General features: G+C 61.0%; 21 protein-coding genes. 12 read left to right on the forward strand and 9 right to left on the reverse strand.

The window, feature by feature from the left end; translation table 11 throughout:
* Window positions 1–41 precede the first annotated feature (41 nt).
* Window positions 42–296 carry a lipoprotein gene (locus FSY59_RS05710; RefSeq protein ID WP_148728653.1) on the reverse strand — a complete coding sequence of 85 codons (255 nt, stop codon included), beginning with the start codon at window positions 294–296 and terminating at the stop codon, window positions 42–44.
* Between the two features lie 12 nt (window positions 297–308).
* On the opposite strand from FSY59_RS05710, the gene cyaY reads away from it, so the two are divergent.
* Window positions 309–650 carry an iron donor protein CyaY gene (cyaY, locus tag FSY59_RS05715; protein WP_003058729.1) on the forward strand — a complete coding sequence of 114 codons (342 nt, stop codon included), beginning with the start codon at window positions 309–311 and terminating at the stop codon, window positions 648–650.
* Window positions 651–718: 68 nt separating this feature from the next.
* Here cyaY and FSY59_RS05720 read toward each other — a convergent pair whose 3' ends face one another.
* Complete coding sequence (locus tag FSY59_RS05720; protein ID WP_003058728.1) at window positions 719–3,058, reverse strand: penicillin-binding protein 1A; 2,340 nt, start codon at window positions 3,056–3,058, stop codon at window positions 719–721.
* 349 nt (window positions 3,059–3,407) lie between these two features.
* Between FSY59_RS05720 and FSY59_RS05725 the strand changes: the two genes are divergently transcribed.
* The 10 genes from FSY59_RS05725 (at window position 3,408) to FSY59_RS05770 (ending at window position 13,197) form a co-directional block, all read left to right on the forward strand.
* On the forward strand, window positions 3,408–4,490 hold the full coding sequence (locus FSY59_RS05725; protein ID WP_003058726.1) for a pilus assembly protein PilM: 1,083 nt from the start codon (window positions 3,408–3,410) through the stop codon (window positions 4,488–4,490).
* Window positions 4,487–5,098, forward strand: a complete 612-nt coding sequence (locus FSY59_RS05730; RefSeq protein ID WP_003058724.1) for a PilN domain-containing protein — start codon at window positions 4,487–4,489, stop codon at window positions 5,096–5,098. Before FSY59_RS05725 ends, FSY59_RS05730 begins: the two co-directional genes overlap by 4 nt.
* Window positions 5,098–5,778 (forward strand): type 4a pilus biogenesis protein PilO, encoded by a 681-nt coding sequence (locus FSY59_RS05735; RefSeq protein WP_148728654.1) that lies wholly within the window; start codon window positions 5,098–5,100, stop codon window positions 5,776–5,778. Before FSY59_RS05730 ends, FSY59_RS05735 begins: the two co-directional genes overlap by 1 nt.
* Window positions 5,775–6,326, forward strand: a complete 552-nt coding sequence (locus FSY59_RS05740) for a pilus assembly protein PilP (RefSeq protein WP_003058720.1) — start codon at window positions 5,775–5,777, stop codon at window positions 6,324–6,326. The genes FSY59_RS05735 and FSY59_RS05740 overlap by 4 nt, the downstream gene beginning before the upstream one ends.
* Window positions 6,323–8,440, forward strand: a complete 2,118-nt coding sequence (gene pilQ, locus FSY59_RS05745; RefSeq protein WP_148728655.1) for a type IV pilus secretin PilQ — start codon at window positions 6,323–6,325, stop codon at window positions 8,438–8,440. The genes FSY59_RS05740 and pilQ overlap by 4 nt, the downstream gene beginning before the upstream one ends.
* Before the next feature lie 114 nt (window positions 8,441–8,554).
* A complete protein-coding gene (locus tag FSY59_RS05750) occupies window positions 8,555–9,091 on the forward strand; it encodes a shikimate kinase (protein WP_019043032.1) in 537 nt (178 codons plus the stop codon).
* A gap of 64 nt (window positions 9,092–9,155) precedes the next feature.
* Window positions 9,156–10,253, forward strand: a complete 1,098-nt coding sequence (gene aroB / locus FSY59_RS05755; RefSeq protein WP_148728656.1) for a 3-dehydroquinate synthase — start codon at window positions 9,156–9,158, stop codon at window positions 10,251–10,253.
* A gap of 87 nt (window positions 10,254–10,340) precedes the next feature.
* Window positions 10,341–11,519: a deoxyguanosinetriphosphate triphosphohydrolase gene (locus tag FSY59_RS05760; RefSeq protein WP_148728657.1), complete on the forward strand. Its 1,179-nt coding sequence runs from the start codon at window positions 10,341–10,343 to the stop codon at window positions 11,517–11,519.
* Between the two features lie 155 nt (window positions 11,520–11,674).
* Complete coding sequence (locus FSY59_RS05765) at window positions 11,675–12,292, forward strand: DUF1415 domain-containing protein (RefSeq protein ID WP_043370877.1); 618 nt, start codon at window positions 11,675–11,677, stop codon at window positions 12,290–12,292.
* Window positions 12,292–13,197, forward strand: a complete 906-nt coding sequence (locus tag FSY59_RS05770) for an SAM-dependent methyltransferase (protein WP_003058709.1) — start codon at window positions 12,292–12,294, stop codon at window positions 13,195–13,197. Before FSY59_RS05765 ends, FSY59_RS05770 begins: the two co-directional genes overlap by 1 nt.
* A 43-nt stretch (window positions 13,198–13,240) precedes the next feature.
* Here the strand turns inward: FSY59_RS05770 and pgi are convergent, their stop codons facing one another.
* Together pgi and tal are read right to left on the reverse strand one after the other, a co-directional pair.
* A complete protein-coding gene (gene pgi / locus FSY59_RS05775; RefSeq protein ID WP_148728658.1) occupies window positions 13,241–14,845 on the reverse strand; it encodes a glucose-6-phosphate isomerase in 1,605 nt (534 codons plus the stop codon).
* Window positions 14,846–14,857: 12 nt separating this feature from the next.
* On the reverse strand, window positions 14,858–15,823 hold the full coding sequence (tal, locus tag FSY59_RS05780) for a transaldolase (protein ID WP_003058705.1): 966 nt from the start codon (window positions 15,821–15,823) through the stop codon (window positions 14,858–14,860).
* A gap of 233 nt (window positions 15,824–16,056) precedes the next feature.
* Between tal and FSY59_RS05785 the strand changes: the two genes are divergently transcribed.
* The gene (locus tag FSY59_RS05785; RefSeq protein WP_003058703.1) at window positions 16,057–16,902 is read left to right on the forward strand and encodes an SIS domain-containing protein; all 846 of its coding nucleotides are present in this window, start codon (window positions 16,057–16,059) and stop codon (window positions 16,900–16,902) included.
* 243 nt (window positions 16,903–17,145) lie between these two features.
* On the opposite strand, the gene catC is transcribed toward FSY59_RS05785, so the two are convergent.
* From catC to FSY59_RS05810, 5 genes are all read right to left on the reverse strand, one after another.
* A complete protein-coding gene (gene catC / locus FSY59_RS05790) occupies window positions 17,146–17,430 on the reverse strand; it encodes a muconolactone Delta-isomerase (protein ID WP_003058701.1) in 285 nt (94 codons plus the stop codon).
* Window positions 17,431–17,487: 57 nt separating this feature from the next.
* Complete coding sequence (locus FSY59_RS05795) at window positions 17,488–18,825, reverse strand: short-chain fatty acid transporter (RefSeq protein ID WP_043370880.1); 1,338 nt, start codon at window positions 18,823–18,825, stop codon at window positions 17,488–17,490.
* 117 nt (window positions 18,826–18,942) lie between these two features.
* On the reverse strand, window positions 18,943–19,680 hold the full coding sequence (locus tag FSY59_RS05800; RefSeq protein WP_003058699.1) for an SDR family oxidoreductase: 738 nt from the start codon (window positions 19,678–19,680) through the stop codon (window positions 18,943–18,945).
* Window positions 19,681–19,732: 52 nt separating this feature from the next.
* Window positions 19,733–20,041: a YciI family protein gene (locus FSY59_RS05805; protein ID WP_003058698.1), complete on the reverse strand. Its 309-nt coding sequence runs from the start codon at window positions 20,039–20,041 to the stop codon at window positions 19,733–19,735.
* Between the two features lie 19 nt (window positions 20,042–20,060).
* Complete coding sequence (locus FSY59_RS05810) at window positions 20,061–21,122, reverse strand: cyclase family protein (RefSeq protein ID WP_043370882.1); 1,062 nt, start codon at window positions 21,120–21,122, stop codon at window positions 20,061–20,063.
* Between the last annotated feature and the right edge of the window lie 19 nt (window positions 21,123–21,141).

The following is a 21,141-nucleotide window of genomic DNA, read 5'->3' on the forward strand; positions in this document are numbered from 1 at the left end:
TAGAGAGTAAGTCCGGGCGCCATGTTGACGTGCATCAAGCCTTAGGGCTTGGGCTTGGCATCGGTCTGGGGTATCTCGTCCGCCTCTGTCGGCATGGCTTTCGTTGCGGGTGTTGCTGCGCTGGAGGGCTTGCTGGAAATGCCCAGCGTTTCTGGCAGCGTGGCGCGGCCCTGGGCGGCAGGATCGGTGGGCAGATAGAGCGGGCCTTTTTGTCCACAGGCAGAAAGTGCTGCGAGGGACGCCGCACAAGCCGCAAGGGCAATGCTCCTGACTAGAATTTGGTTGGCTTTCAACATGGGCAAATTGTAATGACTGACCTTGAATATCTGGACCGCGCCGACCAACTTCTGCTGGCTGTGGAGAAATGCTGCGACCGCATCGATGACGAAACCGATGCCGACCTTGATGCCCAGCGCGTGGGGGGGATGGTGACACTGGTATTTGCCAATCGCAGCCAGATTGTCATCAACCAGCAAAAGCCCCTGCATGAAATCTGGCTGGCGGCCAAGGCTGGCGGCTTTCACTATCGCTTTGACGAAGACAAGAAGGTCTGGCTCGACACCAAGGGTGCTGGCGAGTTCTTTGCCAACCTGACGCAATACGCGAGCGAGCAGTCGGGCATGGCGCTGGAGTTCAAGGCCCTGGCCTGAGCATTCAGGGCGCTGGCATAAAAAAAGCCTGCCTCGACGAGAGGCAGGCTTTTTTGCTTTGCGAGGGCTTAGTTTCTGAACAGATCCAGAATGCGGCTGCGCTCTTCCGCAGCCGGTGGCTGGGTGGCGCCCGGACCGGCATTGCCGCCCGCATTCGGGTCAGAGGCGCCTTCCATGCCGAGGCTGGAGACGCCGCCGTTGCGGGCGTTTTCTTCGTAATACCAGTCGCCGCCCATATTGACCACGCCGGGCGGGGCCTGCACTTCGGCCACAGGCACGCCCTTGAGCGCGTGCTGCATGAAATTGATCCAGATGGGCAGGCTCAGGCCGCCACCGGTTTCACGCGAGCCCAGATTGCGCGGTGTGTCGTAGCCGATCCAGGAGACCGCTGCAAGGCTGGGCTGGTAGCCGGCAAACCAGGCATCCACCGAGTCATTGGTGGTGCCGGTCTTGCCATACAGGTCGGGGCGCTTGAGTGTGGCCTGCGCACGTGCAGCCGTGCCCACGCGTGCCACATCATTGAGCAAGGTGCCGGTGAGGAAGGCATTGCGCTCGGGAATGGCCTGGGGCAGTTCCTTCACCGCCGGAGGGGTGAACTCGGAGAGGATGCGGCCCTTGTGGTCGGTCACGCGGGCGATCAGCCAGGGGTTGATGCGATGGCCGCCATTGGCAAACACCGAGTAGGCACCTGCCATCTGCAGCGGCGTGACCGAGCCGGCGCCCAGGGCCATGGTCAGGTAGGCGGGCTGTTTGGAGGCTTCAAAGCCGAAGCGCGTCGCCCATTCCTGCCCGGTCTTGGGGCCGATGGCCTGCAGCAATCGGATGGAGATCATGTTCTTGGACTTGTTCAAGCCCGTGCGCATGGTCATGGGGCCGTCGTAGCGGCCGTCGTAGTTCTTGGGCTCCCAGGGCTGGCCACCGGTGGTTGCCGCACTGAAGAAGATCGGTGCGTCATTGATCATGGTGGAAGGCGAGAAACCGTGCTCCAGCGCCGCCGAGTAGATGAAGGGCTTGAAGCTGGAGCCGGGCTGGCGCCAGGCCTGGGTCACGTGGTTGAACTTGTTCTTTTCGAAGTCGAATCCACCGATCAGCGCACGGATGGCACCGGTTTGCGTGGACATGGCGACAAAAGCGCCCTCGACCTCGGGCAATTGGGTGATTTCCCAGGCTCCCTTGGCATTTTTGACGGCACGGATCACGGCACCGGGGCGGATCTTGATGTTGGGCGGTGCCTTGGGGCTGAGGCCGGACTCGGCGGGCTTGAGGTTGTCGCCGGTGATTTCGAAATGGGTGCCGTCCGCACGGGCCGCAACAATCTTGCGTGGCGAGGCTTCCAGCACCACGGCCGCAACCACGTCGCCGTTGTCGGGGTGGTTGGCCAGGGCATCGTCAATGGCGTCTTCCAGTTCCTGCGCATTGCTGGGCAGGGTGATGAACTTCTCGGGGCCGCGGTACTTCTGGCGGCGCTCGTAGTTCATGATGCCTTCGCGCAAAGCCTTGTAGGCAGCCTCTTGTTCACCGGCATTGAGGGTGGTGTAGACGTTCAGGCCGCGGGTATAGGCGTCGCTTCCGTATTGGGCAAAGATCAGCTGGCGGGCCATTTCAGCCACGTACTCCGCATGTACGCGGGTCGAATTGGCGGCAGTACGCAGCTTGAGCGGCTCTTCGCGGGCCTGTCTGGCCTGCTCTGCGGTGATGAAGCCGTTTTCCTCCATGCGCTCGATGATGTAGAGCTGACGGATGCGGGCGCGCTTGGGGTTGCTGATCGGGTTGTAGGCCGAGGGGGCCTTGGGCAGGCCGGCCAGCATGGCGGCTTCGGCCACCGTAATGTCCTTGAGCGGGTGGCCGAAATAGGCTTCGCAGGCTGCTGCAAAGCCATAGGCACGGTTGCCCAGGAAAATCTGGTTCATGTAGATCTCGAGGATCTGCTCCTTGGTGAGCAAGTGCTCAAGCTTGAAGGTCAGCAGGATTTCGTAGATCTTGCGGGTATAGGTCTTCTCGGAAGAGAGGTAGACATTGCGCGCGACCTGCATGGTGATGGTGGAGGCACCCTGGCTCTTGACCTTGCCCAGGTTGGCCAGTGCGGCACGCAGCATGCCCTTGTAGTCCACGCCGCCATGCTCGAAGAAGCGGGTGTCCTCGATGGCCAGCACCGCATCCGTCATGACCTTGGGGATCTCGTTGATGGGCGTCAGGGTGCGACGTTCTTCACCGAATTCACCCAGCAGAGCCCCTTCGCTGGAATACACCCGCAGCGGGAGCTTGGGGCGGTAGTCTGCGAGCTCGGAGACATCGGGGAGGTTGGGGTAAGCCATGGCCAGCGCCACGGCCACAGCCAGCAAAGCGGCCAGGGCAGCGGCGACGGCAAGTCCGATCAGCCAGAAAATGGAGCGCAGCAGCCAGTGCATGCGTTTCTTGGGAGCTTGGGAGCCAGGCGCTGGGGCCTGGTGGGCAGAATGTTCTGATGGCGGCATTTCGCAGTATTGACAAGGGGTAGGGCATTATAGAAATGCCTCCCGGAAAAGCATCTCGGCGGCTGGGTGAGGGCCGCACTTTGATCGAATCCTAAATCACAGGGTAAGCACCACTCCGGGCAAGGGGCGGCTTTCTTGCTGTTTGACGTTACACAAGTTTGTCTTTTTTTGACCACGAAATATGGTGCAAAGCGCTGCAGCAAAGCATGTGCTGCTATAGCTTGCTGCTAGGATTCCGGGGTATTGCTGGCTTTTGTTTCCATTCTTACAAACCTGGGGGGGCATGTTGATTGCTCTGAGTTCTTTATTCAGCCGTCAGCCTGCACCTTTGCTTGGCATTGATGTCAGCTCCTCCAGCGTGAAGCTGGTCGAACTGGCCAAAAGCAAATCCGGCGAGTGGCAATTGGAGCGTTGTGCGATCGAGCCTCTTGAAAAAGGCTGGATCACCGACGGCAATATTGAAAAATTTGATGAAGTGGCTGAAGCGGTGCGCCGCCTGGTCAAGAAAAGCGGAACGCGTACCAAGCAGGTTGCCATGGCGTTGCCAGCCGCAGCCGTGATCACCAAGAAGATCACCTTGCCATCCGGTTTGACCGAGCTGGAAATGGAAGTTCAGGTCGAGTCCGAAGCCAACCAGTACATTCCCTTCTCGCTCGACGAGGTGAGCCTGGATTTCTGCATCATCGGTCCTTCGCTGGTCTCGCCCGGCGATGTGGATGTGCTGATCGCGGCATCGCGCAAGGAAAAAGTGCAGGACCGTCAGGGCCTGGCCGAGGCGGCCGGTCTCAAGCCCATCGTGATCGATATCGAGCCCTATGCCGCGCGCATGGCGGCCACGCGTCTGGTCTCGCGTCTGCCCAATGCCGGCCGTGACGCCGTCGTGGCGCTGTTCGAGGTGGGGGCCATGACCACCAGCATGCAGGTGCTTCGCAATGATGAAGTGCTGTATGAGCGTGATCAGGCTTTTGGCGGCGCGCAGCTGACGCAGCTGATCGCACGCCAGTATGGCTTCTCTCCGGAGGAAGCAGAAGCCAAGAAGCGCAGCGGTGAATTGCCAGACGACTATGCGGCAGGTGTGCTCAAGCCCTTTGTGCAAAGCCTGACCCAGGAAGTGGCGCGTGCGCTGCAGTTCTTCTTCACGAGCACTCCCTACAACCGCGTCGACCATGTTTTGCTGGCAGGCGGCTCTTCGTCCCTGCCGGGGCTGGTGGAAGCCGTCAGTCAGCAGACGGGTTGTGCCTGCAGTCTTGCCAATCCCTTCGATGGCATGGAAATTGGCAGCGGTGTGCGTCTGAAAAAGATGGCGCGTGAGGCACCGTCCTATCTGACCTCTTGCGGTCTGGCCATGCGGAGGTTTCAAGAGTGATATTGATCAACCTTTTACCGCACCGCGAGGCAGCCAAGAAGCGCCGCAAAGAGGCGTTCCAGGTCAATATGGTGCTGGCCGCGCTGGGCGGCCTGCTGATCGCCGCGCTGATCTACTGGTACTTCCAGATGATGATCGAGGGCCAGCAGAACAAGAACAATTTGCTGCGTTCCGAAATCAAGGTCCTGGAGACTCAGATCAAGGAAATCGAAGGACTCGAGGCAGAGATCACGGCATTGCGTGCACGCCAGAAGGCCGTGGAGGACTTGCAGTCCGACCGTAACCTGCCTGTCTACATGCTCAACGAGCTGGTCAAGCAGCTGCCGGAGGGTGTCTACATCAGCAGCATCAAGCAGGACGGCCTGTCGGTGACCATGCAGGGCACCGCACAGTCGAACGAGCGTATCTCCGAGATGCTGCGCAATCTGACAGATGGCTCACCCTGGTTCTCCAAGCCGGAACTGATGGAGATCGTGGCCAAGACCGTTGATGTGACCGCCAAGGACAAGCGCCGTGCGGCTGCTTTCACCTTGCGCTTCAATCTGACCCGGGCCAGTGATGCAGAGAAAAATCTGCTTGTTGCAAGCCCCTCCGTGAAGGCGCAGTGATGGCAAAGACCAAGAAATCTCTGGATATCGATTTCGCGGCGCTGCAAGACAAGATTCAGCGTCAATTCCGGAATCTGGATCCCAATGACCCATCGGTCTGGCCGGCGCTGCCCAAGGCATTGCTGTATGTCGCCGTTGCAGTCGCCGTCGCTGCCTTGCTGTGGTTTGTCATCCTGAAAGACTATGAAGCTGAGCTTGATGGAGAGCGCGCTACCGAAGTGACCTTGCGTGAGGACTATTCCAAGAAGGTGGTCAAGGCGGTGAGCCTCGATGGCTTGAAGAAGCAGCGCGAGCAGGTGCAGCAGTATGTGACGCAGCTGGAGAAGCAATTGCCCAGCAAGGCGGAGATGGCAGCCTTGCTTTCCGATATCAACCAGGCCGGTCTGGGTCGCAGCCTGCAGTTTGAAGTATTCCGTCCCGGTGCCATGGTGACCAAGGAGTACTACGCCGAGCTGCCGATTGCGCTGAAGGTGACGGGTCGCTACCACGACATCGGTGCTTTTGCCTCGGATATCGCTTTTCTGTCTCGTATTGTGACTTTGAACAATCTGTCCATCGCTCCTGGCGCTGGCGGCAAGGATACGGATGTGCTGTCCATGGAGGCCACGGCGCGCACCTTCCGGTATCTGGATGCGCACGAAGTCAAGGCGCAGCGTGACGCAGCCAAGGGGAAGAAATGAGCAAGGCATTCTTGAGCCCTGTCTGGCTGATTTTGATGGGCAGTGCCTTGCTGGCGGGCTGCACTTCCTCCGAAGAGGATCAGCTGCGTGAATGGATGGCGCAGGAGCGCGCCAATGCCAGGCCTCGCGTGACGCCACTGGAGGAGCCCAAGCCATTCAAGCCCCAGGCATATACAGGGGCTGACGGTATGGACCCCTTCAACCCGCTCAAGCTGATTCAGGTTTTGCGCAAGGAGTCGGCGCAATCCAATATCAGCACCGCCTTGCTGACACCGGAATTGAGCCGCCGCAAGGAACCGCTGGAGGCTGAGCCGCTGGACACCATGACCATGGTGGGCAGCCTGGACAAGAAGAATGTGCCCACGGCCCTGGTCAGAGTCGGTGGCCTGCTCTATCAGGTACGTGTCGGTAACTATCTGGGGCAGAACTACGGAAAGATCACCCGGATAACGGAAAACTCCATCCAGCTCAGAGAGATTGTCCAGGATGGCGGTGGTGACTGGATTGAAAGAACAAGCACTTTGGAGTTGCAGGAGGTTGGCAAATGATGGGTATTAACCGCAGCACTATGGCGAAGGCCCGTTGGGGTCTGACCCTGAGCAGCCTTTTGCTTTCTTCGGCAGCTTGGGCCCAGGCGCGCATCGAGACGGTGACAGGTGCTTTGCAGTCAGGCTCCGAGGTCATCCGTGTCGAGATGTCCGAGCCGCTGACAGCCGATCCGACCGGATTTGTCGTGCAATCTCCGGCGCGTATCGCGCTGGATTTTCCGGGCGTGAGCAATGGTTCGGGCAAGTCCCTGCTGGAATTCAACCAGGGCAATCTGCGCTCGGCGAATCTGGTGGAGGCATCGGGTCGCTCGCGTCTGGTACTGAACCTGAAGACGGCCACGACCTACCGCCTGCAGCGCCAGGGAAACTCTCTGCTGATCCTGCTTGATCCCGCCGGTGCTGCGGCATCTGCCACGGCTGCAGCGCCTGCCATGGCTCCAGTATTCGAGAGCAAGACAGCTTCCTCCGATGCAGCACCGATTCGTGGCATCGACTTTCGCCGTGGCAGTGATGGCTCCGGCCGGATTGTGGTCAGCCTTGGCAGCAGCCAGGTGGGAGTGGATCTGCGCCAGGAGGGCAAGGGCCTGACGGTGGACTTCCTGCGTACAGCCCTGCCTGAGAATCTGCGCAAGAAGCTGGATGTGGGAGATTTCGGCACGCCGGTGCAGACGATCTCGACCACCCAGCAAGGCGATCGGGTGCGTATGCGTATCGACCCCGTCGGCGACTGGGAGCATAGTGCCTACCAGAGCGACAACCAGTTTGTGGTGGAAGTGCGCCAGAAAAAGGTCGACACCAGCAAGCTGACCCAGGGCCCGGGCTACAGCGGCGAAAAACTCTCGCTCAATTTTCAGAATATTGAAGTGCGCTCCCTGCTGCAGGTCATTGCGGATTTCACCAACTTCAATATTGTCACCTCGGATACGGTCACAGGTGCTTTGACGCTACGCCTGAAGGATGTGCCCTGGGATCAGGCTCTGCAGATCATCATGGATGCCAAGGGGCTGGGCATGCGCAAATCCGGCTCCGTGCTCTGGATTGCTCCCAAGGACGAGATCGACGCACGCACCAAGCGTGACTACGAGGCGGCCATGGAGATTCAGAAGCTCGAGCCTTTGCGCACGCAGGGCTTCCAGCTCAACTATGCAAAAGCCGCAGACATTCTGCAGCAGATCACGACTTCGACAGGTGGTGGCGGCGGTGGTACCGGGGCCAGCACGCGCTTTCTGTCGTCGCGCGGCTCCGCCATTTCCGAGCCCCGTACCAATCAGCTGTTTGTGACCGACACGCCAACCAAGCTGGATGAGATGAAAGCTCTGCTGGCGACGCTGGATGTGCCAGTGCGCCAGGTCATGATCGAGGCTCGCATTGTCGAAGCACGTGACACGTTCGGGCGCAATCTGGGCGTGAAGTTTGGTGGTGGGGCGATTGGTAGCAATCGTGCCTTTGGCACAAATCAAAGCTCCATCCCTGGTGCGGGTGATTCGTCCACAACAACCTCAACCACAAACAGTAATTTTGTGAATCTGCCAGCGAGTGCGATTGGCGGCGCCGCCGCTGGCCAGGTGGCATTTTCCGTTTTCAATAGCTCGATGACGCGTTTTCTGTCCCTGGAGCTGTCCGCTCTGGAAGCTGAAGGTGATGGCAAGATCATCTCCAACCCTCGTCTGGTGACCGCAGACCAGAACAAGGCCTTGATCGAGCAAGGCACGGAATATCCGTATTCCGTCACGGCGCCGAATGGGGCGACAACGGTTGCGTTCAAGAAGGCCGTGCTGAAGCTGGAGGTGACTCCGCAGATCACTCCTGAAGGCGACATCATTCTGGATCTGGATGTGAACAAGGACAGCCGTGGCGAGACCACGACCCAGGGCGTGGCCATCGATACCAAGCACATCAAGACCCAGGTGCTGGTCGAAAATGGTGGCACGGTGGTGATCGGCGGCATCTTTGAAATGGAAGAGACCAATCAGCTCAACAAGGTGCCGCTGTTCGGGGATCTGCCGGTATTGGGGCATTTGTTCCGTAATACCAGCAAAGCCTCTACCAAGCGTGAAATGCTGGTTTTCATCACTCCGAAGATGCTGAACCAGGCGCGCAGCAGCAGCAAATAGCGCTTATCAGTTTTGACATAGGGCCCGCATGAATGAATGCGGGCCTTTTTGTTTGTACTATCTGCGGGCTGCGAGAATCATGGACTGGCCGGATTGGCGGATGACGGTAACGCGATGACTGTTACAAATAAATTTCATATTGCTCTTGTGGGCTTGCCGGGCTGCGGCAAATCCACCATCGGACGCTATCTGGCCAAGCGCTGGTCTATGCCCTTTGTGGACGTGGATACGGCCATTGAAGAACACATCGGCTGCACGATTCGCGAATTCTTTGCCAAGGAAGGCGAGCCCAGATTCCGGGATGTCGAGCAGGAGGTGCTGGCAGTGCTGCTTGCGCGCCCCGAGAAAACAGTGGTTGCCACAGGTGGAGGTGCCGTGCTGAAGGCTGAGAACCGACGGGAGCTGGCAGAGCATGCCCAGGTGGTCTATCTGAGCGCGTCACCGCATGAAATTGCCAAGCGTCTGCAGCGAGACACGCAGCGTCCCCTGTTGCAGGTGGACAATCCCCTGCAGCGATTGCTGGATCTGCATGCCCTCAGGGATCCGTTCTACAAGGAGGTAGCGGACTTTGTGGTGGCGGGAAGCGGCCTGTCCGCTGCGCAGGTGGCCCAGCGAGTGGCCATGCAGATCGAACTTGGTCAGCATTCGTGATGGGGCTGAAACGCCGGCTGGCCAATACGCTGCATGCCGTGCCTGCCATGTATTTTGAGAGAGGTTGAACGTGGAAATAGTGCGTATTGATCTGGGAGAGCGCAGCTATCCCATCGTGATTGCAGAGGGCCAGCTTGCCCTGGGCTCCACGTGGCAGGCATTGCCCAAGGCGGCGGCGGCTCTGGTGGTGACGAATGATGTGGTGGCTCCGCTTTATCTCTGCGCGCTCAAACAGGCCCTGAGCAGCCAATATGCCCAGGTCCATGAGGTGGTGCTGCCCGACGGCGAAGCGCACAAGGACTGGCAGACGCTGAACCTGATTTTCGACGCCCTGCTGCAACACGGCTGTGACCGCAAGACGGTTCTGTTTGCACTGGGTGGCGGGGTGGTGGGGGATATGACGGGTTTTGCTGCCGCCAGCTATATGCGCGGCGTGCCTTTTGTGCAGGTGCCGACCACGCTGCTGTCCCAGGTCGACTCCTCGGTGGGGGGCAAGACGGCCATCAACCACCCGCTGGGCAAGAACATGATTGGGGCCTTCTACCAGCCACAGCTGGTGCTCTGCGATCTGGCCACGCTGGATACCCTGGCAGAGCGCGAACTGAGCGCAGGTCTGGGTGAGATCATCAAATACGGCCCGATTGCCGATATGCAGTTCTTTGACTGGCTCGAGCAGAACATGGACGGCCTGTTGCGCCGTGATCGCGGCCTGCTTGCCCATGCCGTCAAGCGCAGTGTGGAGATCAAGGCCTGGGTGGTCGGGCAGGACGAGAAGGAGTCCGGTCTGCGCGCGATTCTCAATTTCGGTCACACCTTCGGCCATGCGATCGAGGCCGGCATGGGCTACGGCAACTGGCTGCACGGAGAGGGTGTGGCGGCCGGCATGGTGATGGCGGCAGAGCTCTCCCTGCGTCTGGGTATGGTGGATGCGGGCTTTGTGACTCGCCTGCGCACCCTGATCGGGCGTGCGGGTTTGCCGGTGCGCGGAGCGGTCATCGATGCCCGGGACAACGCCGGCCGATATCTGGAGCTGATGCGGGTCGACAAGAAATCCGAAGCCGGTGAAATCCGTTTTGTGCTGATCGATGGTCCGGGACAGGCCGTGACGCGCTCGGCCCCCGATGCGCTGGTGCGTGAGGTGATCGAGAGTTGCTGCGCTTGACGGATGGCCTGCTTTAGACAGGCTCTGCGGGTAAAGAACGAGCCCTAGCTGTTAGAGTCATTGCATCGAGTTGTTGAGGCGATATGCATGACCGCTCTGGCTTCCTATGCCTGCCATCCCCTGCAAAGCCGTGGACGTCGCTTTGCCGAACCTCAGGCTCCCACGCGCAGCGATTTTCAGCGCGATCGGGACCGCATTGTTCACTCCTCGGCCTTCAGGCGACTGGTCTACAAGACCCAGGTCTTTGTCAACCATGAGGGAGATCTGTTTCGCACCCGGCTCACGCATTCTCTGGAGGTGGCTCAACTGGGGCGCTCCATCGCGCGGTCTTTGCGCCTGGACGAAGACCTGGTTGAAGCCATCTGTCTTGCGCATGACCTGGGTCACACGCCGTTTGGACACGCGGGGCAGGATGCGCTCAATGAGTGCATGCAGCCCCATGGCGGCTTTGAACACAATCTGCAAAGCCTGCGGGTGGTCGACAGGCTGGAGGAGCGCTATCCGGCCTTTGACGGCCTGAACCTGACTTTTGAGACGCGAGAAGGTATTCTCAAGCATTGTTCGCGCGGCAATGCGCAGATATTGAGTGTGCGCGAGCCTGGCGGGGTGGCCCAGCGTTTTCTGGACGGAACCCAGCCTTCTCTGGAGGCCCAGCTATGCAATCTGGCGGATGCGATTGCCTATAACGCCCATGATGTCGACGATGGTGTTCGGTCAGGCTTGATCACCATGGCCCAGTTGCGCGATGCCGTGCCTTTGTTTGCCCGCTACCATGCGGCTACTTTGGCGCAGTGGCCCGATCTGGCAGTGCCGGATGCGCAGCGCAAGCTGCTCTATGAAAGCATTCGCCGCATGCTCAGCGACCAGGTCTATGACGTTATCCATCACTCATCTGCCAGCCTGGAGCAGGCGGGCGTGCGCTCGGTGCAGCAGGTGCGTCAGCATGGACGGGCGCTGATAGGCTTCAGCCAGGAGATGAAGATGCAGTCTCTGGAGCTCAAGCAGTTTCTGTTCGGGCAGCTTTACCGGCATCCCCAGGTCATGCAGACCATGAACCATGCCCAGCAGATGGTGAAAGAGCTGTTTGCCGCCTATATGCTGGAGCCCGAGCGCATGAAGCCGCGCTTTGTCCAGCGCGCCCACCTTGCCGATACCCTGCATGAGCGTGCGCGTGTGGTGGCCGACTTTGTTGCGGGTATGACGGACCGCTATGCGGCGCACGAGCATGAGCGTATCACCGGGATGAGACTGCTGACAGAGGCCTGAAGGACGCTCGCCAACGGTCTTGCGGCCGGCGGCAAGCATGGCCCAGGCCGGATCGCTAAAATATCGGCTCTGTGTATCTAGAGCCGGAATATTTCCCGCCCAGTGCGCATTCTTTGGGGGCGATAGCCCCCGTTTGCATTTTGGAGGGCCTTGTCATGACCGAAACTTCAACCATCGCCGATCAGGCCTTCCCGCCAGAGCTTGTGATTGCGGATACCGTGCGCTGGCTGGAAAAGGCAGTCATCGGCCTCAATCTCTGCCCCTTCGCAAAGGGCGTGCATGTCAAAGCCCAGATCCACTATGTCGTCAGCGATGCGAGCGATGCGCAGGGCGTGGCTGATGCCCTGCATCGCGAGCTCGAGGCACTGGCCGAAGCCAGTGCGGAAAAACGCGATACCACGCTGCTGATCCTGCCCCATGCCTTGCAGGATTTCCTGGACTTCAATGACTTTCTCGAAGTGGCCGACGCCATGGTCGAGGAGCTGGATCTGGGCGGTATCTTGCAGGTCGCCTCGTTTCATCCTCAGTTCCAGTTTGAGGGCACGGATGTGGACGATGTCACCAACTGCACCAACCGCTCTCCCTATCCCATCTTGCATTTGCTGCGCGAAGACAGCATCGACAAGGCGGTGGAAGTGTTTCCGGAGGCAGAAACGATTTACGAACGCAATATGGAAACGCTGGAAAAGATCGGCATCGAAGGTTGGCTGGATCTGGATGTCGGCGCCCGCTGCCCGATGAGCGGCCATGGTGAGGCAAAGGCAGGGAAGTGATGGCCAAGACCGAAAAAAAGCAGAGCCTGCAAAAGCCCGCCCAAGCAGGTGCGCAAGATATTGCCCAGCAACTGGGGCTCAAGCCCGGCCAGAGCATAGAGCTGCTCAAGGCCCTGCATATCCTCACGCGCGAGGGCAGGCTCAATCAGGATTCGCGCCGCAAGCTCAAGCAGGTCTATCACCTCTATCAGTTCATTGAGCCTCTGCTGACGGAGCTGTCCGGAAATGGGCAGGCCGTGACGCTGGCCGACCATGGGGCGGGCAAGTCCTATCTGGGCTTCATTCTTTACGACCTGTATTTCAAGGCCCTGGACCAGGGTCGGATCTACGGTATCGAGACACGTGCGCCGCTGGTCGAGGCATCTCAGAAACTGGCCGCCGAGCTGGGCTTTGAGCGCATGGAGTTTCTCAATATGTCGGTGGCCGAGTCCACGCGAGCAGACTTCATGCCAGTGCAGTTCGATGTGGTCACGGCCTTGCACGCCTGCGATACGGCGACCGATGATGCGATCGCCTTCGGGCTGGAAAAGCAGGCCAGGGCCATGGTGCTCGTGCCTTGTTGCCAGGCCGAGGTGGCCGCATGCCTGCGCCAGACCAAGGCCATGAGCCTGGCGCGCACTCCGTTGGCCGAGCTGTGGCGCCACCCGATCCACACGCGCGAGATGGGCAGCCAGATTACCAATGTGCTGCGCTGTCTGTACCTGGAGGCTTGCGGCTACCAGGTCACGGTCACCGAGCTGGTGGGCTGGGAGCACAGCATGAAGAACGAGCTGATCGTGGCTCGTTACACGGGGCAGAAAAAGCGCAGTGCGGCGCAACGTCTGCGCCAGTTGCTCGCGGAGTTTGGGCTGGAAGGTCTGGCGGGCGTGCGCTATCCCCATTTGCCGCAAACCAGCGCGGTCTGAGCAGGCTTAAAGCATGGCCCTGTCGGGCCTGCGCTTTAGAGGCTCAGCGACTTTGCATCAGGCGCTTCATCAGTTCCTGCGTCGATACGTCCACTCCAGCCCAGTCATTGTGGCTCTGGCGGGCATGCAGCTGCTTGGCCAGATTCTTGCCCAGCTCCACGCCCCACTGGTCGAAGCTGTTGATGTCCCAGATGGAGCCCGAGACAAAAATGCGATGTTCATACAGCGCAATCAAGGCGCCCAGAGAGGCGGGGTCCAGTCTTTCAAGCATCAGGAAACTGCTGGGGCGATTGCCGTCGCAGTCTTTTTCCTGACCATCGTCGCAACGCCCCACCATCAGCGCCTGGGCCTGGGCGATCGCGTTGACCACCAGGCTTTGATGGTGCTCGCCCAGGTATTTGCCGCCGTCACGCAGGGCGATGAACTCGACCGGTATGACATCCGGTCCCTGGTGCAGCATCTGGAAGAACGCATGCTGCCCATTGGTGCCGGGCTCGCCCCAGATCACCGGTGCAGTGGCAGCTGTGAGTCGAATGCCATTCTTGCTGATGCTTTTGCCATTGCTTTCCATCTCCAGCTGCTGCAGATAGGCTGTCAGGCGGCGCAGGCCATGGCTGTAAGGCGCAATGCAGCGACTGGAGAAGTGGCAGAAATTGCGATACCAGACGTCCAGCAGGCCCAGGCGCACCGGGAGATTGCTCTCCAGAGGCGCTGTAAAAAAGTGGGCGTCCATGGCGTGCGCACCGTCCAGTAGCGCTCTGAATTGTTCCGAGCCTATGGCGATGGCAATGGGCAGCCCGATGGCAGACCACAGCGAAAAGCGTCCACCCACCCAGTCCCAGAAGCCCAGAGTGCGTTGTATGCCGAACTCTGCGGCCGCCTGTGTATTGGTTGTGAGGGCCACAAAGTGGCGGTCGATTGAGCATGGGGCCTGCGGATCTTCGCTGCCTCCATGATCGAGAAACCACTGTCTTGCCGAGCGTGCATTCAGCATGGTCTCGGCCGTGGTGAAGGATTTGGAGGCAACCAGGAACAGCGTGCTTTCCGGTTTGACCCGGCGCAGCACATGTCCCAGTTCGTGGCCGTCCACATTGGAGACAAAGTGAAAGTTCTTGTCCTTGTCTATCCAGTCCTCAAGGGCATTGACCACGACTTCCGGACCCAGGTGCGAGCCGCCGATGCCGATATTGACGATATCGGTGATCTGCTGGCTGCCCTTGATCTGATCGGCCAGGGCGAGCATTCGATCCAGCGTGTCGTGCACGTCATGCAGAGCTGAGTGCATGTCCTGGGGCCAGGACCGAAGCACGGGGGACTGGGCGAGCTGCCCGCCGTCTGCAGGAGTGCGCAGCAGCCAGTGCATCGCGCTGCGCCGCTCGCTGGTATTGATGGCTGCGCCGGCCAGCATGGCGTCGCGCTTGCCTGCGAGCCGGCTCTCGACGGCGAGCTGTCTCAGCAAGGCCTCGGTCTCGCCAGTCCAGAGGTTCTTCGACAGATCGGCGAAGACATGCGGCGCCTGCATGCTCAGGGCATCAAGACGTTGTGGGTCTTGTGCAAAAGCCTGGCGCAAATCCAGATGCTGGATCTGCGACCGGTAATGGGTTTGCAAAGCCTGCCAGGCAGGCAGCTCGTGACAAAGAGTCGTCAAAGGAAATTCCCGTCAATCTGCAGCCGCTTGCTGCATCAATGCTTCCAGCTTCAGGGTGTCCGCGGTGAAAGCGCGAATGCCCTCGGCCAGCTTTTCCGTGGCCATGGCATCTTCGTTCAGCGCAAAGCGAAACGAGGCCTGGTCGTACAGAACGCGTTCCTGCGGCTGGGCTCTGGCCTTGTCCGGGTCCAGTGCGCGAGTCAAAGGCATGGCGTCGTCCTGCTGGGCGCGGAGCTGGGCCAGCAGCTCAGGTGCAATGGTAAGCAGATCGCAGCCCGCCAGAGCCAGAATCTGACCGGTATTACGAAAGCTTGCACCCATGACCTCGGTGGAAACATCGAAGTGCTTGTAGTAGTCGTAAATTTTCTGTACCGAGCGCACGCCCGGATCATTGGCGCCGGCCATGGCGGCTTCATCCCATTGCGAGCCGGCCTGCTTTTTGTACCAGTCGTAGATGCGGCCCACAAAGGGCGAGATCAGCTGGACCTTGGCCTGGCCGCAGGCAACGGCCTGGCAGAAGGAGAACAGCAGCGTCAGATTGGTGTGAATGCCGCGCTGCTCGAGAATGCGGGCCGCTTCAATTCCTTCCCAGGTGGCGGCGATCTTGATGAGCACGCGCTCGGTATGGACGCCGGCCGCCTGATACAGCTCGATCAGTCGCTCGGCGCGCGTGACCGTGGCCACGGTGTCGAAAGACAGGCGGGCGTCGACTTCGGTGGAAACCCGGCCGGGTATGGTGTTCAGAATCTCGCAGCCGAAGCGCACCAGCGTCCGGTCCATGATTTCGTCCAGTCCTCTGTCTTTGAATTGCGCCACGGTGGCGCGCATCAGCGGCGCATATTCGGTCTTTTGAACTGCTTTGAGAATCAGGGATGGATTGGTGGTGGCATCTTGCGGTTGAAACTGCGCCAACTGATGAAAATCACCGGTGTCCGCGACCACGGTCGTGAATTGCTTGAGCGCCTCCAACTGATTCATGTCCATCCTTTGCTGTGTTTCAAACTAACCAGCAAGTGTAGAGCGTGAATCCCTGATTGAAAACGAGCCTGCGGCCACTCTGTTTGATGTTGTATCAAGGCAAACCCTGCTGAATATCTGCGCCTGCCTATTTATTTGCGGAAATATTCAAGTTTTGCGGCCGGTGAGGCGCTTCGGTCTTATGCTCGCCCTTTTACGCACGCATTTATTGCCTCCACCTCATCCGCGCCAATATGCTCGATCGCATTACCGCCTCCCTTCCGTCCCTGGCGCCTGCAGAGCAGCGTGTTGCACGCTTGGTACTGGCCGATCCGCGGGCCTTCGCTCATCTGCCGGTGCGAGAGCTGGCAGTGCGGGCGCATGTCAGCAAACCCACGGTGGTGCGCTTTTGCCGCAGCATGGGCTATGACGGCCTGGCGGACTTCAAGCTCAAGCTCGCGGGCAGCGTCAGCGAGGGCGTGCCATTCATCCATCGCAGTGTGGACAGCGATGACAAGACCAGCGATGTCATGGTCAAGGTGGTGGACAACGCGGTTGCCGCGTTTCTGCAGTATCGCAATGCGGCCAGCACGGCGGCCATAGAGCAGGCTGCGCAGGCGATTGCCGCGACCTGGCAGACCGGCAAGCGCATCGAGTTTTACGGCGCCGGGAATTCGGGCATCGTGGCGCTGGATGCCCAGCACAAGTTTTTCCGCCTCGGTGTGACCAGTCTGGCCACCAGCGATGGCCATATGCAGGTCATGAGCGCCACCTTGCTGGGTCCGGGCGATTGCGTGGTCATCATCTCGAACTCCGGGCGCACACGAGATCTGATGGATGCGGCGGATATCGCCCGCAAGAACGGGGCCACGACGATTGCCATCACGGCCAGCGGTTCGCCTCTGGCCTCGGCCTGCCAGGTGCATCTGGCCGCCGATCACCCCGAAGGCTACGACCGCTACAGCCCCATGGTGTCGCGGCTGCTGCACCTGCTCATCATCGACGTGCTGGCGACCTGCGTGGCACTGCGCATCGGGCCTGCCCTGCAGCCGGCGCTGGAGCAGATGAAGAACAATCTGCGCGCCAAGCGCTATACCTGAAGGCCTGTCTTTACGGCCCTGGCTGTACGCCCCCCGGGCTTGCACGCCCCTGGCCTTCGGATTGGCAACAGCTGAATGCTCTCTGAATGAGAGCTTCTGTCGCTTGTCTTTAAACGGTTTCAGTGGAAAAGTACATTGAAATTCTTATAGAGAAGGCGCTGCAAGCTATCAAAAACAAAGCCCATGCGGCCAGGAGCTGCATGGGCTTTGTTGTGGGCGGGCGCATGCCCGCCGCTGTCGTGCTTACTCCTGCACGATGGAGGAGGGGTGGTTGGCCAGGGGCTTGACCTTGATCTGCATATAAGGGAACAGCGGCAGGCCGCTGAGCAGGCCGTGCAGCTCGTCATTGCTCTGGACGTCGAAGATGCTGACGTTGGCGTATTCGCCCACCACGCGCCAGATATGGCGCCACTTGCCTTCGCGCTGCAGCTTTTGCGAGTATTCCTTCTCGTCCTGCTTGATCTGCGCGACCAGGGCAGGGTCCAGCGAGTGGGGGATCTGGACAATCATTTCGACCATGTACAGCATGGGTTCTCCTAGGTGAGGATGTGAACGGAAAAACGGAAAAAGAGCGCCGGCGCCCGGTTACAGATGCGGCCAGATCAGCATGGTGCTCGCGTAGATCACGCCGACCAGCATCATGGAAACCACGGTATAGCCCATGATGTCCTTGAGCTTGAGCTTGGACAAGGCCAGGGCCGGCAGGATCCAGAAGGGCTGGACCAGGTCGTTCCAGCCATTGCCCAGCATCACCGACATGGCGGTCTGGGCCTGAGAGGCGCCCAGGGTCTTGGCCGCGTCGATCATGAACGGGCCCTGCAGCACCCAGTGGCCGCCGCCCGAGGGCGCGAAGAAGTTGATCACGAAGGAGCTGACCAGCCCCCACAGCGGCAGCGTGTGCTCGCTGGCGATGCTCACGAAGATGTGGGCGATGGACTCCACCAGGCCCGAGCCATGCATGATGGCCATGATGCCGGCGTAGAAGGGGAACTGCAGGATGATGCCGCCGATGGTCTTGACGCCTTCATTGACCTTTTCCACGTAGAGCATGGGCGTCCTGAGCAGCAGCACGCCCAGGAACAGGATGAAGAAGTTGATCATGTTCAGGTCGAGGTTGCCGCCCTTGACGAAGTGCAGCACCACATACGCCATGCCGCACAGGCCGATCAGCAGATTGAGCACGCGGCTGTTGTTCAGGCGGTAGGCCAGGGTCTTCTGGTCGCCCAGCAGATCGTGGCCTGCGCCGCCCTTGCCTTCGTCGGCGGCCACGGCGGGGTCCAGCTCCACGATCTTCTCGCCGGCCTTGGGATGCATGGCGGCATTCAGAAGCGGCAGGGCGATGAGCACGGCCAGACTGGTCAGCAGCATGGGTGCGGAGAAGATGGTCTGTGTCAGCGGGATCAGGCCCATGCTGCTCTCGAAGGTGTGACCCTTGGTCGAGATCAGCACCGGAATCGTGGCCGAGAAGCCCAGGCTGTACATGGTGAAGCCGGTATAGGCCGAGGCGATGATCAGCGGATAGTGAACGCCCTTGACCTTGAGCGCCAGCTTGCGCGCCATGATGCCGCCGATCACCAGGCCGAAGCCCCAGTTCAGGTAGCTGCCCACGCAGCCCACGATGGTGGCCACGATGATGGCCTGGCGCGGTGTGTGCACGTGGCTGGCGATGCGGTCCAGGAAGCGGTTGATCAGGGGCGCGGCCGCCAGCACATAGCCCATGACCAGGATCACGGCCATCTGCGTGGTGAAGGCCAGCAGGCTCCAGAAGCCCTTGCCCCAGTCCTCGACCACGAGATTGACGGGCCGGCTTTCCACGGCAAAGGCCAGGACCATGGTCAACAGGGTCAGCAGGATGGCGAAGACGAAAGGGTCGGGCAGATACTTGCGCATCAGCTCGGTGAAGAAGGCGGTGATTTTCGACATGAAAGCCGGTCTCCGATGTTGTCTGGATTTGGGGAGAAAGCTGCCGTGACGCAGCGGATGCGGCACGGGTAGGTTAGGCGCGCGGCCAGGCAGGCCGCGAAGCGGCTCAGGGCCTGATCAGACCGAGGCCACGCCGACGGTCATGCCGCCGCAGACATAGAGCACCTGTCCGGTCACAAAGCCGCTGCGCTCGTCGAGCATGTAGGACACGGCATGGGCCACGTCTTCGGGCGTGCCCACGCGCTTGACGGGTACGGACTGGATGATCTTCTGCGTGCGCGGTGCATCGGGCGGGTTGGCCTTGTCGAACAGCTCGGTGCGGATGGGGCCGGGGCCTATGGCGTTGGCCGTGATGCCCCACTGTCCCAGCTCCAGCGCCCAGACGCGCGTCATGCCGATCAGGCCGGCCTTGGTGGCAGCGTAGGCGGTGCGCAGGTCCTTGCCCAGCGCGGCGCGCGAGGACATGTTGACGATGCGCCCGAAGCCCGCCTCCTTCATGCCGGGCAGCAGGGCCTGCATGCACTGGAAGGCGCAGCGCAGGTTCAGCGAGACGGCTAGATCGAACTCGGCCAGGGTCTGGGATGCGGCGTCATTGGGAACGACCACGCCGACGTTGTTGACCAGGCGCGTGATGGGGCCGCCTTCCAGGGCCAGACGCAGCGCGCGAGCCGTGTCCTCGGCATTGCTGAGGTCGGCCTGGATGCCGCCCGGAACGTGATCGACCACGCGGTCGATGATGATGGGCTCGTAGCCGTCGGCACGGCAGCGCTCGGCGGCGGCAGCACCGATGCCGGCACCGCCGCCGGTGATCAGCACGCGGGGACGGACGGGAAGGGAAGCGTTCAGGGAAGACATGGCAATACTTTCGGACGGAATGCGGGGAAAGGGCTGGGCTGCCGGGCGGGAGCTAGGCCGCCGCAGGCAGGTGGCTGGCGCCGGCCACATAGGCTTTGCGCCAGCGGGTGATGGACACGCGCTCGAACAGGCCGGCGGTGAAGAAGGGGTCGGACTCTATGAAGGACTGGGCTGCTTCGCGCGTGTCCAGTTCCACCACGTACAGGCCGCCGCCGAGGTCGCTGCCGTCGTCGGCCAGCTTGGCGCCGCAGGCCAGCAGCAGGTGCTTGTGGGTGTCCAGGAAGCCCAGGTGCGCGGGGCGATGGGCCTGGCGCACGGCCTGGTGACCGGGCTTGTCGAAGGTTTCGATGATGAAGGGCATAAAGGCTCCGGTGTTGGGCTCAGACCGTGGCGACAGGCGTGACCGGCGAGGCGATGGCGCCCGGCAGGTTCAGCGGCGGTGCCGTGAGCAGGAAGCGGTGGCGACCGTGCTCGCGCAGCCAGTGCGCCAGTGGCGTCAGGTGCCACAACTCGCCCAGGTGCACGCCCAGCTTGAACAGGCAATGCTCGTGCAGGGGCAGGGCCGCGCAGCAGGCAGCGCCGGGGCGCGCCGGGAAGGCCTCGACCGCGTAGTTGTCGGTGGCGATGACGGCGATCTGGCTGTCGGTGATCCACTGCAGCAGGCGCGCATCGCGCCCGTCGAGCACGGCGCAGGCGTGTTCCAGCACCTCGGGGTCGGGGTTTTTGTGCATGTCCAGTACCCGTTGGGCAAAACCGGTGTGCAGGCACAGCATGTCGCCGGGTTCGATCTGCACCCCGTCGGCGGCGATGACCTGCATCAGCTGCTCGTAGCCGACCACGGTGCGCGCGTCACCGAAATGGGCACGCAGATCCACCATCACCCCGCGGCCCTGCACGCCGTTGCGGGCCATGCCTTCGATGCCCAGGGCCTTGGCGCAGCTGGTGCTGGCGCTGTCGTCCAGGCGCGCGGGAATGCCGGTGCCGCTTACGTCGGCCGGGCCCACGATGTCGATACCCGCGGCAAAGCCGTTGTAGTACAGCGGCTCGGGCAGGCCGTCGCCGTTGGCATCGAACAGGGCACCCACGTGGGCCAGGCCGTCCCACTGCGTGGAGTACTGCAGCGACAGGATGACCATGTCGTCCGAGAGCACGTCGGTGCGGCCCGGTTCCAGCTCCTGCAGCAGGCAGTTGAAATTGACGCGGCCCTTGCGCTGCAGCGGACGCAGCACCGGGGGCTTGCGGTTGGGATTGAGGGCGCTGCCGCCCGGATAGTCCAGGGGCAGGCTCAGCGCAAAGCGCTGGCCGGTCTGCACTTCGGCCACGCCTTGGCGGACTTTCTCGGGGCTCAGCAGGTTCAGGCGGCCAAGCTGGTCGTCTTCACCGAAATCGCCCCAGGTCGAGCCTTCGGGGCGGTGTCTCCAGCGGCGGGAGGGAGTGGGCATGGCGGTCTCCGTATCACAG

The sequence above is a fragment of the Comamonas sp. Z3 genome (genome assembly GCF_008121565.1).
GTDB classification, from domain to species: Bacteria; Pseudomonadota; Gammaproteobacteria; order Burkholderiales; family Burkholderiaceae_C; genus Comamonas; species Comamonas brasiliensis.

Bases quoted from the DNA above. Each gene is read 5' to 3' on its own strand.
- FSY59_RS05710 (WP_148728653.1), bottom strand. From the start codon at position 296: ATGTTGAAAGCCAACCAAATTCTAGTCAGGAGCATTGCCCTTGCGGCT.
- cyaY (WP_003058729.1), top strand. From the start codon at position 309: ATGACTGACCTTGAATATCTGGACCGCGCCGACCAACTTCTGCTGGCT.
- FSY59_RS05720 (WP_003058728.1), bottom strand. From the start codon at position 3,058: ATGCACTGGCTGCTGCGCTCCATTTTCTGGCTGATCGGACTTGCCGTC.
- FSY59_RS05725 (WP_003058726.1), top strand. From the start codon at position 3,408: ATGTTGATTGCTCTGAGTTCTTTATTCAGCCGTCAGCCTGCACCTTTG.
- FSY59_RS05735 (WP_148728654.1), top strand. From the start codon at position 5,098: ATGGCAAAGACCAAGAAATCTCTGGATATCGATTTCGCGGCGCTGCAA.
- FSY59_RS05740 (WP_003058720.1), top strand. From the start codon at position 5,775: ATGAGCAAGGCATTCTTGAGCCCTGTCTGGCTGATTTTGATGGGCAGT.
- pilQ (WP_148728655.1), top strand. From the start codon at position 6,323: ATGATGGGTATTAACCGCAGCACTATGGCGAAGGCCCGTTGGGGTCTG.
- FSY59_RS05750 (WP_019043032.1), top strand. From the start codon at position 8,555: ATGACTGTTACAAATAAATTTCATATTGCTCTTGTGGGCTTGCCGGGC.
- FSY59_RS05760 (WP_148728657.1), top strand. From the start codon at position 10,341: ATGACCGCTCTGGCTTCCTATGCCTGCCATCCCCTGCAAAGCCGTGGA.
- FSY59_RS05765 (WP_043370877.1), top strand. From the start codon at position 11,675: ATGACCGAAACTTCAACCATCGCCGATCAGGCCTTCCCGCCAGAGCTT.
- FSY59_RS05770 (WP_003058709.1), top strand. From the start codon at position 12,292: ATGGCCAAGACCGAAAAAAAGCAGAGCCTGCAAAAGCCCGCCCAAGCA.
- tal (WP_003058705.1), bottom strand. From the start codon at position 15,823: ATGAATCAGTTGGAGGCGCTCAAGCAATTCACGACCGTGGTCGCGGAC.
- FSY59_RS05785 (WP_003058703.1), top strand. From the start codon at position 16,057: ATGCTCGATCGCATTACCGCCTCCCTTCCGTCCCTGGCGCCTGCAGAG.
- catC (WP_003058701.1), bottom strand. From the start codon at position 17,430: ATGCTGTACATGGTCGAAATGATTGTCCAGATCCCCCACTCGCTGGAC.
- FSY59_RS05795 (WP_043370880.1), bottom strand. From the start codon at position 18,825: ATGTCGAAAATCACCGCCTTCTTCACCGAGCTGATGCGCAAGTATCTG.
- FSY59_RS05800 (WP_003058699.1), bottom strand. From the start codon at position 19,680: ATGTCTTCCCTGAACGCTTCCCTTCCCGTCCGTCCCCGCGTGCTGATC.
- FSY59_RS05805 (WP_003058698.1), bottom strand. From the start codon at position 20,041: ATGCCCTTCATCATCGAAACCTTCGACAAGCCCGGTCACCAGGCCGTG.
- FSY59_RS05810 (WP_043370882.1), bottom strand. From the start codon at position 21,122: ATGCCCACTCCCTCCCGCCGCTGGAGACACCGCCCCGAAGGCTCGACC.